The organism is Aquimarina spinulae (genome assembly GCF_943373825.1).
Classification (GTDB): Bacteria; Bacteroidota; Bacteroidia; order Flavobacteriales; family Flavobacteriaceae; genus Aquimarina; species Aquimarina spinulae.
In genome coordinates, this window is the sequence record NZ_CALSBP010000002.1 from 3,982,842 (window position 1) to 3,995,912 (window position 13,071).

Below are 13,071 nucleotides of genomic sequence, written 5' to 3' on the forward strand. Positions count from 1 at the left end.
ATATGCCAGATAAGACAAAATTGTATAGTCCTGATAAAAAAACTATAGTTACTATTGATAAAGGTGAATTAATAAGTTACTTGATAGATGATATAGAAGTAATGCATCAAAAAGGAGATTTAGGATGGGGAAATACAGAAATCGAAATGTTTCCTACGATTGGCTCGACTAAAGAGAATCAATTTTCGGTACAAACTCCAAAAGGAGATGCAAAACTAGATCAGCACGGGATTTTAAGAGTTATGGATTATCTTCCTATAGTAATTGAGAAAAGTAGTGCTTGTTTTCATAAAAAATACATAGCGAATACCCAGTTGCCTAATCATAAATTTCCTAATAAATCTTCGCAACAATGGCTTAATTGGCCATATGATTTTGAGTTTATTAAAACTTTTGAATTATCGAATGAAGCTTTAAAAATTGTCTTTGAGATAAAATCAGAAAAAAATATGCCATTGATGTTAGGGTTTCATCCTGCATTTAAAATTTATAATGAGAATATCATATTGAAAACTGCAGATCAACATATTTCTTTAGATACTATTTTAAAAGCAGGAGCATCTGCTTTTTTATTAGAAGATTGTAAAGAAATAGCTGTCACCAATAATGGTAGTCTTGCTGTTAATGTAAAAACAAATGGTTTTAGACATATCATGCTATGGAGTGAAGTAACAAATATGGTTTGTATAGAACCTATTACTTTTTATCCTGCGAGCGTTCCTGTACATAAACTACATACAGGGTTTGATTATAGTTCGGGGTATGAAAAATATGAAGTTATCATTTCAGCATCGGCCTCTTGAAAATTCGAAAAATTGAAAATATAATTATTAGAGAAGGTTCGGTTTATTTATAGATACATGAAAATCAGGTGCAGTTTCTTGATTAATTAATTTTACATCTTTAGATAAGACACCTATTTGCTATCTGTAGTATCGTAGTATTATTCTACTGGCTTATATTTATTACCTTTTAAATCAACAAAATATGTTAGATCATTTTCTTCTATCGAATAATAAATAGTGGCATATTCTCTATCTGAATGAGAATATCCATATTTAAACTTGTTTAACTCCGCTTTACTGGTATAGGTAATATTTTCTATTATTTCTATTTGAGGTTTTACTACCCATTCCATTTTATAACAATCAAATATTGCAAATACTTCGTCTTTTCTCATTATCGATAATCCAAAAGTAGTAATAGGACTTGGACTTGAAAGAATTTCATCTTTAAATTTTATTTTGCCATTAAAATTTTTTAAACTCCATAGGTCATAATCGTTCTGAACAAAAAACCAAACATTTTTTTCGTCATTTGCATCTTTATTAAGCAGTATTTTTTTTTGAGTAAAATCAAACCCTTTAACCCTTTTACCTGAGGTTGTTATGATTCCATATTGTCCGTTTGTTTTAAGTATTGCAATTGCATAGTATTTGTCACCTTTTTTAAAAGGTTTTACTTCTTTATATATATCTGAATATTCGGATAAGGAACCTTCTTCATCAACTTTAAACCCTTTATAGCCTTTGTTGTGTGAAGAAATAATTTTTGCACGACATATCTTTTCGAAAGGAATGTCAACAATTTCTTGATGTTCAAAAAAGCTAATATCTCCATGTCTATTTATATCAAAACCTACTTCTCCTTTGTAATGTCCTGTCATGTTGGGATGAAAAAACTCTAAATTTCCATATTTAGCAGGTATTACAATATTATTGGTTTTACGATCAATATATCCCCAATAATCTTCAATTCTAAAAGGAATTAAATCTGTTAATTCATAAGATTTAAAATTAGAAAAATCCTTTATGACTTCATTCTTCTTTTCTTCAAACTTTTCTTTTTTCAAATTTTTTATTTCCTTGGTAATATGAAACTCTAAATTTCTTACCATTTGCATTTTGGCAGCATCCAGTTGTTCCGATATCATTAATGTTTTTTCTGTAATTGCCTTCCCGGCTTCAGAACTGTAAAAAGTTATATAGTTGTCTATATCAGATTCTGTATAGGTTTTAGAATATATTGGTATAATGATTGACTTAAATTTAGTGAGAAGTTTTTCCGTAATTTTTTTTTTAACCAATTCTTCATTATTGCCAAAAACTTCATAATAATATTGCACTTCTTGTTCAATTATTTTAGTTATTGTTTTTTCCATTTGGCCAATAGTTCCGTTTAATTTCAAAAACTTTTCTATTTTTTTATTAATATTTTGAGCATTAACTTGAAATGCGAAAAATGTAAATAATAATAGTAATATTTTCTGTATCATAAGGTTTATTAGTGTATGTGATAAAATTTTGAATTAAAAATCGTTTTACTCATCTGATTTTTCTATTATACAAAGGATATTGTTATTTTTTTTAAACCACCTGGTATTCCATGAAATTTACTCATTACTATTTCGTTTTATCAATTCATTAGAAATTGTAGTACTGTCTATAGTTTTATTACTAATGCTATCTAATAGAGTAGGAGAATCATAAAAATCTAATAATTTAGATTGATCTGCAATACGACCACCAAGGCCTTCATAAAATGGTGTTTTTACAAGAACTGTATTATATTTACCTTCAATACCAATGTAATAATGATTAACTTTATTGAGGTCAATATCTTCAAGGCAATATTCTACTAATGTAATTAGTTGTTTTCTTGACTTTACTTTTATTTTTTTTAGATCTCTTATTTCTAGTAAAACTAAAAGCTTATCCATATTTTGTTTAGTAAAGTATTTAATTTTATCAGTATTGATTCCTTTATTTAAATAATGGGTAGCGCAATTTTTAAGAAGTAAAGATGTAGAGTCTAATTCGGATGCTTTATTTTCGATAAGTGTATTCATATCTCTTTGCAAAAGTATTTTTCGAGGATCCGTATCTTCGGGTTTTGGTGCAACGTTATTATTAGAATGAAACATTATCGTAAACACAATAAACAAAATAAAAACTAAAATTAGCAGAACTGGCACCAAGCAACCTATAGCATGCCAAATAGGTGTTTTCACAGGGTTTAATTGATTTTCTTTAAATAATGAGGTTTTCATTTCTGAAGAAAATTCTCTTTCTGAATATTTCTTTTTACAATGAGAACATTTTGCAGTAGATGTTTTTGATATAGGAAAAACAGGAACCCAAAAAATATGGAAGTATTTTCCAAAAATAGTTACCGTAAAAGAGTTTTCTGTTTGACAATAGGGACATTTAGTATTGTTTAATTTTTTACTCTTTAGTATAGAGGAATTTAATCCATAAAAAAAAAGCATGAGAATAAGTTTTTTGTTTTAAATCCTTTTGAAAATTTAAAAGTTTCGTTAAGGTATTGATTGTATACATTATGGCAAATTTAGATGTGTAGGTTTACATATTTATACCTGAAAACAGTGATTTAGAGTATACAGAAGAATATAATAAATTGTTGTTATTAACTAATCTATTTAGGAATCATAGGATAGAATGTTTTGAAATTAATTTAGAAACTTTTTCTTTTATACAATAGAGTTTATGTATCTAAGGTATCTATAACTGTTAATGCTATTTTAATAGTATTATAATCAAGTACTTGTTCAAAATGATCAAAATAAGCTTTTAATGTATCTGGGGCATTTAGCTCTTTTTTTGCTTGCTTTACAGAAGAAATATCTTCTTTACTTATGAATTGGTTTAGGTTTATATCTTCACCGTCTTCATATAACTTCATAATATGCGAGAAGATGGTAGATTGTGCCAGTCGACGTTGTAGCGCTATTTCTTCTATAGAAAGTCCATGCTGGTACAAGGCTAAAGTTTCTAAATACGTATTTCCTTTTTTGTTTTTTCTGCAGAAAAGTCAATAATAGCTTTAATAAATTGATATCCGTAGTTTTGCATTTTTTGTCGTCCACCCCATTAATTTGCATGAATTCTTCATCACTCATTTGATGAAACTTCTCCATTTCTTTTAGGGTTGCATCACTAAAAATCTGATAAGCAGGTGCTAATTCTAATCGCAGTTGACGTAATTTCTCAAATAGATTAGGCGCTACTCCTTGATCCACTTGCTTTACAGCAGCAGCTTGTTTTGCTTTTTCAAACTCCTGTAAATGAGCAAAACTCACTTTTTCTCCTTCAAATAATACTTTTTGAGAAAGCGAAGTAAGTTTTAGTTTGTTGTTTTGATGAAAAGCAATCTCCAAATATCCTTGATTTATTAATTGTATAATGTATTGTTGCCAATCTCTCCATGCCATATCACTACCAATACCATATATTTTTACGTTTTGATATTCTTTATCATATACAGCAGCATTTTGTGCCCCTCGTAATATATCAATCACAGTGCCAATAGGTTCTTGTTCTTTGATTCGGTTTACTTGTAGATAATGCTTTTTGAGCAATAATAGTCCCATCGATAAAAGTTGGAGGGTTCTTATATACATCACAATTCTCACAATCTTCTTCGATTAATTCTCCGAGTTTCATGCGATCCAGTTTAGCTAATTGTACTTCTTGATTACCAGGCATGTTAGCAAACTTTTGTAATTATACTACATCTGCATAGCTATGAAAGAGTAGAGTAGAAGATGGTAAACTATCCCGACTGGCACGTCCGATTTCTTGATAATACCCTTCAATATTTTTTTGCACAGTAAAACACAATTAATTCATAAAATTTTAGTTACTATAGAGTTGATTCTTAAAAAATTAAGTTTTTATTAACGCCCCAAAATTTTATAATAGAGATCGCTCTATAATTGTTAATATTTTAGTTTAACTATTTCAAGAGTCTTAATTATGATACATTACAGCGCTTCTATTTTTGTAATGATTATATGGTAGGCTATAAAAAGTAATAACACAAACTCAGTACTTTTGAAAAGGGGCTTATACATACTAATTTTAGTTTATACTATTTTCCTATCCTGTAGTAATGATGATAAACTTTTAGACGATAAATATGTTCGTGGTGTTCGACTAACGAATAATTATGCAGAAAAAACAAATGATGATACCTTTTTAAGATATATACTTAATGATGATTATATAATTACAGGGGTACATAAAGTTAAAATAAAACCAAGTGTCTTAAAAAAAGAAGATTCTATAACGGTAAAGAAAGAAAAATCTCCTAGAAAAAAACAAAAGGAAAAAAATAAAAAAATAAAGAAGAACGTAAAGAAAGAAATAGATAGTGATTCTATCGAAATTAAATATAGAAGATATCATTTTATTGGACTACCAGAAGAAGTCACCAATCAAATAGTAACGCTACCCAAAAGAGAAGGCTTTGACAGGTTGATACAACAACAAGAAGCAACATTAGAAATATTAGAAGAAAAGTTAATAAGCAGAGAAGATATTGGTGGTAAAGTGTATAAGGATATAGCGATTGATTACCTTGCACAAATTGACAATCATTTAAAATTTGTAGAATTTTATAATGAAAGATTGTACGATGCATATTTAAAATTGGTAATAGAAGCAAAACAACTTGATCATTCGATAGAAGAAGAATACAATGCTGTATATGGGAGAATCAATAGCAGTACCGTTAAAGATTCTGTAGATGTAGAAAAACTGGTAGTTTTAGAAAAAAAATATACATCCCATAAAGAACTATTACAGACGCTCTTGGATTGGAATTTGAAGTTAGAAGATTTTCAAAACTCTACTGATGATTTTAAGATATTAAAAGATCGTAATATTGCAGAGACATTCGAGATGTACAAAAATAAAACTTCGCAAAAAGAAGTAATTCATTATTTAGAGATACGATTAGCAGATTTATTTCATAATACTATACGATCTGCAGAATAACATTAAGACTTTGAGCTTTCTTCTTCCAAAATTGTTAGTGCCAATTTAATAGTATTGTACGCTATAGCCCCTTCAAAATGTTCAAAATATAGTTTTAAGGTTTCTGGATTGTCCAATTCTTTTTTTGCATTTTTTACGGCATTAATATCTTCTTTATTTACAAATTGTTTTAAATCAATACTCTCACCATTTTCATAGAGTTTCATTATATGTGAGAAGATAGTAGATTGTGCCAATTGACGTTGCAGTGCTATTTCTTCTATAGAAAGCCCTTGCTGATACAAGCTTAAAGTTTCTAAATGCGTATTTCCTTTTTTAGTACTTTTCTTTTTTTTCTTTTTTGTTTTTTCGGCAGAAAAATCAATAATGGCTTTAATAAATTGGTATCCGTAGTTTTGCATCTTTTGTCGTCCAACCCCATTAATCTGCATAAATTCTTCATCACTCATTGGGCGAAACTTCTCCATTTCTTTAAGAGTTGCATCACTAAAAATCTGGTAGGCAGGAATACCAGCTTCTTTTGCTAATTCTAATCGCAGTTGGCGTAATTTCTCAAATAGGTTAGGTGCGGCTCCCTGATCTACCTGCTTTACAACAGCCGCTTGTTTTGCTTTTTCAAACTCTTTTAAATGTGCCAGACTTACTTTTTCTCCTTCAAATAGTACTTTTTTAGAAAGCGAAGTAAGTTTTAATTTGTTGTTTTGATGAAAAGCAATTTCCAGATATCCTTGATTGATTAATTGTATAATATATTGTTGCCAATCTCTCCACGCTAAATCCTTACCAATACCATATGTTTTTATATTTTGATATTCTTTATCATATACAGCAGCATTTTGTGCACCTCGTAATATATCAATCACGGTCCCGATAGGTTCTTGTTCTTTGATTCGGGTTACTGTAGATAATGCCTTTTGGGAAATAATAGTTCCATCTATAAAAGTTGGAGGATTCTTACACACATCACAATTACCGCAATTTTCTTCGATTAATTCTCCGAAATAACTAAGTAGAATTTTACGTCGACAACTTAGCGAATCAGCATATTGTTTCATGCGATCCAATTTAGCTAATTGTACTTCTTGATTACCAGACATGTTAGCAAATTTTTGCAATTGTACTACATCTGCATAGCTATGAAAGAGTAGAGTAGAAGAAGGTAAACTATCTCGACCGGCACGTCCGATTTCCTGATAATACCCTTCGATATTTTTTGGTAAATTATAATGAATCACCCAGCGTACATTAGATTTGTCTATACCCATACCAAAAGCGATGGTAGCACAAACAATTTGAACGGTATCATTAATAAAACCTTCCTGAACATGAGATCGCTTTTGATGATCTACCCCTGCATGATATGCTTCTGCATTAAATCCCTGGTTTTGCAGTTTTTCTGATAGCATTTCAGTGGTTTTTCTACTTAAGCAATAGATGATTCCGCTATCATTAGGTTTATCTTTTAGAAAGTCAATGATTTGCTCAATTCTTTTGTTTCCTGGTCGTACTTCGAGGCTAAGATTTTTACGATCAAAAGAAGCAAGATGTTGTTTGGCATTCGAAATGTTTAACTGGTCACAAATATCTTGACGTGTCGCTTTATCTGCTGTAGCAGTTAGTGCAATAACCGGAGTTTTAGGAAATCTGTTTTTAAGATACCCCAGTTGTGTATATGCAGGTCTAAAATCATGACCCCAGGCAGAAATACAATGCGCTTCATCTATTGCAATTAAGCTAATTTCTATTTGTGAGAATATTACATCTAAAAAAGATAAACTCTCTGGAGCGATATATAATAACTTGATTTCTTTATCCGATAATTGTTGATAAATTTCCTGCTGCTCGGTTTCAGTTTGGCTACTATTGATAAAAGCTGCTTTAATACCGTTTGCCAATAAGCCATCTACCTGATCTTTCATTAAAGCAATTAAAGGAGAAATAACCAAAGTCACCCCAGGTAATAATAGCGCTGGTAGCTGGTAACATATAGATTTACCACCTCCTGTAGGCATAATAACAAGGTTGTCATCTCCGGCAAAAACAGAGGTAATGATATCTAGTTGTAATGGACGAAAGCTATCATACCCAAAATATTCTTTTAAGGTATGTGAAATGAGTTGTTGATCTGGCATAACTACAAAGAAAAGAAAATAGCATGTGAAAATGAATTTGTTTTATTTGTAATTCTTGTGTTGGTTGCAATTATTTAATTATAAATAAAATAAAGCTTTTATTTATTCCAGAAACCCCAAATAGGCTTTTTAGTATATAGATGACGGGATTCTTGTAAGTAAGTATTCATTATCCGAGGTTTGCGGTTTAATATTTTTTCGACTGTATCAGTTGTGGGTTCGGTAACATTAATTGCTAATTCGTCAAGCTCTACGATGTGGCGTGCTAACCATTTAGGTAATTTTGCTCGTGTTGTTAAGGTATGATAGAATTCTTCTGAACTGATATTTATATATTCAATTTTGCTGTTAGTTACAAACGATAACCGTTCTGCCATATCATATATCATAGTTTGTAATAGCTTCGGGGCCAGAAAGAATAACTGATTTTTTATGTAGAGCTCGATTTGATATTAAATAATGTACAGCAATTTCTGCAATATCGCGACAATCAATATAATTTCTTGAAGCATTACCCATGGCACCAAAAATTTTACCAAATCGTCTGATAGTAAAAGTATTTCGTTCCCAATTTTGCATAAATGAATGTGGTCTTAAACAACAGTAATCTATTGAGCTTTTGGCAAGCCTTTCTTCAATTTCACGATGCCAGTTACTAACTTCGACCTTTATATCAGAAGGAATTACTGGTGCTGATAATTTAACAATTCGGGTAATGCCAGTTTCTATAGCCATATTGATTATATTGACTTCGTTTTCAACCTGATCGGGAGAAGTTCCTGTTAGTAAAAAAAGAATATCTGCTTTTTTACAGGCGTGTTTAAGTTGTGATTTTGATTTTAAATCGGCACTAATGTAGCTCACATTTGTACATTGTTTATTTAGTTTGATGGGATATTCCCGATCAGGATTTCGTAGTACTCCTCGAACAATATAGCCCTGATTGTTTAATTGACGCATTACTTCTGATCCTACAGCTCCTGTACATCCAAAAACAACAATGGTTGGTTTTATTGTATTCATGATTATTTTTTGATTTTAAATATTGGTTGTCGCCAAGTTGTGATAGTAGTTCCAAGGGTAGTTGAAAAAAGAATATTAAATGTTTCAGGTTTTAGATAAGTTAATTCTATTGTAGTTAAAGCCAAGCATACCATAATGATGACTAGCAATATGGTTCTTATAAATTTATTTGTAGGGAAAAATTGAAGTTTTTCCATATACCACAATAGTATATAACTCAGTATAGAAGAAATAAGGGAAGGAAAAGCGATTGTTGTATAACTTGCTTGCATTACTTCAGAATTATTCATAAACCATCCCGAGATCCAGGACATAGCTGCTGGAAATATATATGATGGAATACTGGCTAAGAGAAATGCTTTGGTATTAAAATTAGTTGACTTATGAAGGTTATCTTTCATTATAATATGTATAAGTAGTTCTTTGTAGATTAGAGCTTTGAATTAGCGAAAAGGATTAAATTTGATTCCGATAGCAATAGAAGATTTTGACTTTGGATTAAAATCATAAACAGTATTCTCATTAGGATCTTGTAAATCATAATTATCATACACAGAGTACAATGCTCGTACCATTATCCCTAAATTATTGGTCATCCAGTAATTATATTCTAAACCAGCAGAAACGGATGTATATATTGCCCGATCAATTTCAGTATTTCTTAGATGAATAGGAGTGTTTAGGTTGGCAGAGAAATCATTTAGATCTCCCAGAAGTTTTATAGAATGTCTATCATTAAGATTGTACTTTATATATGTATTTGGAACTCCTAAAACAAAAGATAGTTTATCATTTACTTTTGCCATAAGATTTATGGTAGGGTTAATTCTCGTTTTACCTGCCATTGTAAGATATCCGGCTCCAAAAGTTAATTTGTAATACCCTGTAGCATTCTTTTTTCCGAATTTTTTTTCGATAAAAACAATACCGTTAATATTAAAATCATCTGCTTCCATATTTCCTTCTAAATTTGATATTATATGGGGCATTGCCAACACATTAAAAGACCAGTTTTTTGAGATTTTATAATTTAATAATAGGCTATAATTTATATTATAAAACTGTTCTATATTTTTTGAAAATACAGGTACACTCGATTGATATTTATAATGGTGGTAATCGGCTCCAATAGTGTTATATATTGTTAGCCTATTCATTTTGATAGGAGGGAGGCCTAATTTCATGTTGGCCTTTTGATATTCGAATAGGTCATCTTCTATAATCGAAGGAGTGTAATATAGATAAAAAATATCTCTATCTTCATCTAAAACAAATACCTCTCCATTTACCTGACCATTGATTTTGAATATTAACAGTAGCGATAGTATCAATATTTTTTTAATCATTATTTTGGGTTTACAATTTATACAAAGGTCGACTGTATATACACTCTTAAAATTGCCAAATGACAATAAATGATTTTAATACTTATGATGAAATGGTATAAATAAAAAAGCATAGAAAGGAAAGAACCTTACTATGCTTTATAAATGGGTAATATGTTATTGGTCTAAATTATTTGATATTTATTTCTAATACTTTTTTTGAACTAAAAAAATCAAATCTAGCATCGCTAAACGAAGGGGTAGACCTTGAGTTTGGATTATTAGATACGCCTGTTTTTTCTTTAGGAATTCCAATAAAATTAGTGTCTAATTTTTCGTTAGAATTTTCATCATGATATATTGCAATAGCATATGTACCGTGTTGTAAATTGTTTATGATTAAGTCATTTTCTCCTTTTTGTACTTTAAATCGCAGTTTTTTAAATGCAAATTCTTCTGAGGTAGGGAAACCCTTATTTGTTTTGTATATATCCACCTGGATATACCCTTTGTAATTTTTAATCCCTTTAACTTTTACCAGAATTTCACCAGTACTATTAATACTTAGAATTCCTAGAAATAGGCTTACAGCGAAAAATAAACTCTTTGTAATCATACATTGTATATTTTTAAATTTATTACAAAGCTATCTGTTATCAAAGTACAAGAAATTACCAAATGACAATAATGTGTCTACAAAGTATAACAGATATGAGTTTATCTACAGATTTCTTTTCTAATTCTACTAAGGGAAGAAGGAGTAACACCCAAAAACAAAGATAAATCTTTAAGAGGGACTCTATTAATAAGGTCTGATCTTTTTAGGAGATCTAGATATCGTTCTTTGGCAGTGAGGGATTGAAAATTATGAATACCATAGAGTACACTGGCAAAAGAATCCTCCCAAACGAGTCTTCCGAATTTTTGCCAAACAGGAAAACGCTCGTAGAGATCTTCCATCTTTTGATATGTAATTGTATATATAATAGTATCTTCTATAGCTCGAATATATGAATCAGATCGTGCCTTGGATTTTATTTTTGAAATATCGGTAATAAGTTCATTTTCAAAAGCAAAATATCTTGTTGATTGCACATCATTTTTTATATCATATATGATGAGGCCTCCAGAATCTACAAAATAGTAATCTGTTACCAATTGTTCTTTTTTTAAAACAAATTGTCCTTTTGATATATGCCTCTGTTTGAAAAAGGAGAGTATTATTTCTAATTCTTTTTCTGTAATGCATACATAACTCTTAATATAATTGGTTAGTTTTTCCATCAATGCTCACTGCCTTTATAAATCCACATGGGTTCGGTTTCACCGGCTCTAACGAATCCTACTTTTTGATAAAAATTAATTGCTTTGCCATCTGCTGTTAACATTTGCATATGAAAATGGCCATATTTTTCCTGCATTTTATCTACTATCATTTTTCCAATACCTTTTCCCTGATAATCAGGATGAATAAGTAAATGAGGATAATACACAACTAAATATCCATCAGAAATAGCATTACCCAGTCCAACCAGATGATCTCCGCTCCAGGCAGAAACTAATGAATGAGAATTTAGTAAGGCATTATATAATTCTTTAGGTTTATCTGCAGAACTCCATTTATTAGCTTTATATAAATCAATGATTTGATTTAACTCTATATTTTTTGTTTCTGAGATTTTTATTTCCATCTAATTTTATTTGTGCCAGTATTCTACAATGTTATTTGTTTATTTTTTCTACGATAAGTATGGTATGAATTTCTTCAATATCATCTGTTTTTTTATATTTTTTTTGAAATGTTTCTTTGATCTCGAAAGATGCTGTCATTAAATCTTTTTCAATATTTTTTAAATCATGATAGTAAAAATAAACTCTATCTCCACTACTTCCTGATAGATATCTGGAGTTACCTGGGTTTCCAGCAACAAAACTTATATAAAACATTCCTAAATCATTAAGTAATTTATTGCAATCCATTATCATTTTCGAGCAATCTGATTGTGATAAGTAGGGGATACAAAACCCGCAAATAATGGCATCAAATTTATTTGGTATGATATGTAGGTCTCTACTATCCATTAGCTGTACTTTGGCTGTTGGATTATTTTTTTTAGCCAGCTCGATCATATTTACCGAATTATCTATGGCTGTTATTCTAAAATTAGGATTTTTAGATAGAAGATACTGAGTTATATTCCCTGGGCCACAACCAACTTCAAGAATATTGGGATTACTTTTAGGAATTAATTCGCAGAATATGTCATAGGTGTCATTGTACAAATCCAGATTCATAAACTTATCTTCATAAATCTGAGCTATTTTATCCCAAGTTTTAAATGTTTCCTGATATCTATCCATTTTTCCTTTTTAGAAGTACATGATGAATACTTTTGTATCAAATTTCGATTATGGTAGATTCTCCAGAACTAAAATCGTTACAAGTCCATTGCCAAAATTCGTTTATTTTTATTTTTCCACCTTCCATATATTCAATGTATGATTTACATTTCCCGGTCATTAATTCATACTCTTCGTTTATGTGTTGATATACAAATTCTAAGTGATCATTGACCCATTTTCCTACCAAATGCCCTTTTATAATTTGCCCACCGTCATAATTAGCCCAAATGATGTTTTCATTTTGGTTATATCTAAAAATAGTTTCATCTGATACTTCTCCATTATTGGTATTAGATTGTGTCTTGAATTTTTTATTGTTTAAATCAATTTTCATTTTTTACTTTATTGTGTTCATGAGTGGCGATATACTTGATACAAAGTATTACTTAC

17 protein-coding genes are annotated in these 13,071 nt (G+C 30.0%); 2 read left to right on the forward strand and 15 right to left on the reverse strand.

Annotation, left to right across the window (positions count from 1 at the left end; translation table 11 throughout):
• The first annotated feature begins 2 nt into the window (after nucleotides 1-2).
• Nucleotides 3-803 (forward strand): aldose epimerase family protein, encoded by an 801-nt coding sequence (locus NNH57_RS22530; protein WP_108808856.1) that lies wholly within the window; start codon nucleotides 3-5, stop codon nucleotides 801-803.
• 140 nt (nucleotides 804-943) lie between these two features.
• Here the strand turns inward: NNH57_RS22530 and NNH57_RS22535 are convergent, their stop codons facing one another.
• From NNH57_RS22535 to NNH57_RS22555, 5 genes are all read right to left on the reverse strand, one after another.
• Nucleotides 944-2,275 carry a DUF2059 domain-containing protein gene (locus NNH57_RS22535; RefSeq protein ID WP_108808857.1) on the reverse strand — a complete coding sequence of 444 codons (1,332 nt, stop codon included), beginning with the start codon at nucleotides 2,273-2,275 and terminating at the stop codon, nucleotides 944-946.
• A 117-nt stretch (nucleotides 2,276-2,392) separates the two neighbouring features.
• On the reverse strand, nucleotides 2,393-3,268 hold the full coding sequence (locus NNH57_RS22540; RefSeq protein ID WP_108808858.1) for a zinc-ribbon domain-containing protein: 876 nt from the start codon (nucleotides 3,266-3,268) through the stop codon (nucleotides 2,393-2,395).
• A 236-nt stretch (nucleotides 3,269-3,504) separates the two neighbouring features.
• Entirely contained in the window at nucleotides 3,505-3,780 is a 276-nt protein-coding gene (locus NNH57_RS22545) for a helix-turn-helix domain-containing protein (protein WP_234423423.1), read from the reverse strand.
• Nucleotides 3,689-4,318 (reverse strand): RQC domain-containing protein, encoded by a 630-nt coding sequence (locus NNH57_RS22550; RefSeq protein WP_234423424.1) that lies wholly within the window; start codon nucleotides 4,316-4,318, stop codon nucleotides 3,689-3,691. Before NNH57_RS22550 ends, NNH57_RS22545 begins: the two co-directional genes overlap by 92 nt.
• Complete coding sequence (locus tag NNH57_RS22555) at nucleotides 4,311-4,505, reverse strand: hypothetical protein (protein WP_234423425.1); 195 nt, start codon at nucleotides 4,503-4,505, stop codon at nucleotides 4,311-4,313. The genes NNH57_RS22550 and NNH57_RS22555 overlap by 8 nt, the downstream gene beginning before the upstream one ends.
• A gap of 348 nt (nucleotides 4,506-4,853) precedes the next feature.
• Between NNH57_RS22555 and NNH57_RS22560 the strand changes: the two genes are divergently transcribed.
• The gene (locus NNH57_RS22560) at nucleotides 4,854-5,798 is read left to right on the forward strand and encodes a hypothetical protein (protein ID WP_108808859.1); all 945 of its coding nucleotides are present in this window, start codon (nucleotides 4,854-4,856) and stop codon (nucleotides 5,796-5,798) included.
• A 2-nt stretch (nucleotides 5,799-5,800) separates the two neighbouring features.
• On the opposite strand, the gene recQ is transcribed toward NNH57_RS22560, so the two are convergent.
• From recQ to NNH57_RS22610, 10 genes are all read right to left on the reverse strand, one after another.
• The gene (recQ, locus tag NNH57_RS22565) at nucleotides 5,801-7,930 is read right to left on the reverse strand and encodes a DNA helicase RecQ (RefSeq protein ID WP_074406487.1); all 2,130 of its coding nucleotides are present in this window, start codon (nucleotides 7,928-7,930) and stop codon (nucleotides 5,801-5,803) included.
• 98 nt (nucleotides 7,931-8,028) lie between these two features.
• The gene (locus NNH57_RS22570) at nucleotides 8,029-8,307 is read right to left on the reverse strand and encodes a hypothetical protein (protein WP_234423426.1); all 279 of its coding nucleotides are present in this window, start codon (nucleotides 8,305-8,307) and stop codon (nucleotides 8,029-8,031) included.
• Between the two features lies 1 nt (nucleotide 8,308).
• Nucleotides 8,309-8,953, reverse strand: coding sequence for an SDR family oxidoreductase (locus tag NNH57_RS22575; RefSeq protein ID WP_234423427.1), 645 nt, complete (start codon nucleotides 8,951-8,953; stop codon nucleotides 8,309-8,311).
• Between the two features lie 2 nt (nucleotides 8,954-8,955).
• Entirely contained in the window at nucleotides 8,956-9,354 is a 399-nt protein-coding gene (locus NNH57_RS22580) for a hypothetical protein (protein ID WP_074406485.1), read from the reverse strand.
• A gap of 42 nt (nucleotides 9,355-9,396) precedes the next feature.
• A complete protein-coding gene (locus tag NNH57_RS22585) occupies nucleotides 9,397-10,299 on the reverse strand; it encodes a DUF6268 family outer membrane beta-barrel protein (protein WP_074406484.1) in 903 nt (300 codons plus the stop codon).
• A gap of 169 nt (nucleotides 10,300-10,468) precedes the next feature.
• Entirely contained in the window at nucleotides 10,469-10,894 is a 426-nt protein-coding gene (locus tag NNH57_RS22590) for a DUF2141 domain-containing protein (protein WP_108808860.1), read from the reverse strand.
• Between the two features lie 101 nt (nucleotides 10,895-10,995).
• Nucleotides 10,996-11,562 (reverse strand): Crp/Fnr family transcriptional regulator, encoded by a 567-nt coding sequence (locus NNH57_RS22595; protein ID WP_074406482.1) that lies wholly within the window; start codon nucleotides 11,560-11,562, stop codon nucleotides 10,996-10,998.
• Complete coding sequence (locus NNH57_RS22600) at nucleotides 11,562-11,969, reverse strand: GNAT family N-acetyltransferase (protein WP_074406481.1); 408 nt, start codon at nucleotides 11,967-11,969, stop codon at nucleotides 11,562-11,564. The genes NNH57_RS22595 and NNH57_RS22600 overlap by 1 nt, the downstream gene beginning before the upstream one ends.
• 31 nt (nucleotides 11,970-12,000) lie before the next feature.
• The gene (locus tag NNH57_RS22605; RefSeq protein WP_108808861.1) at nucleotides 12,001-12,639 is read right to left on the reverse strand and encodes a class I SAM-dependent methyltransferase; all 639 of its coding nucleotides are present in this window, start codon (nucleotides 12,637-12,639) and stop codon (nucleotides 12,001-12,003) included.
• Between the two features lie 37 nt (nucleotides 12,640-12,676).
• Entirely contained in the window at nucleotides 12,677-13,015 is a 339-nt protein-coding gene (locus NNH57_RS22610) for a hypothetical protein (protein WP_074406479.1), read from the reverse strand.
• Nucleotides 13,016-13,071 lie beyond the last annotated feature (56 nt).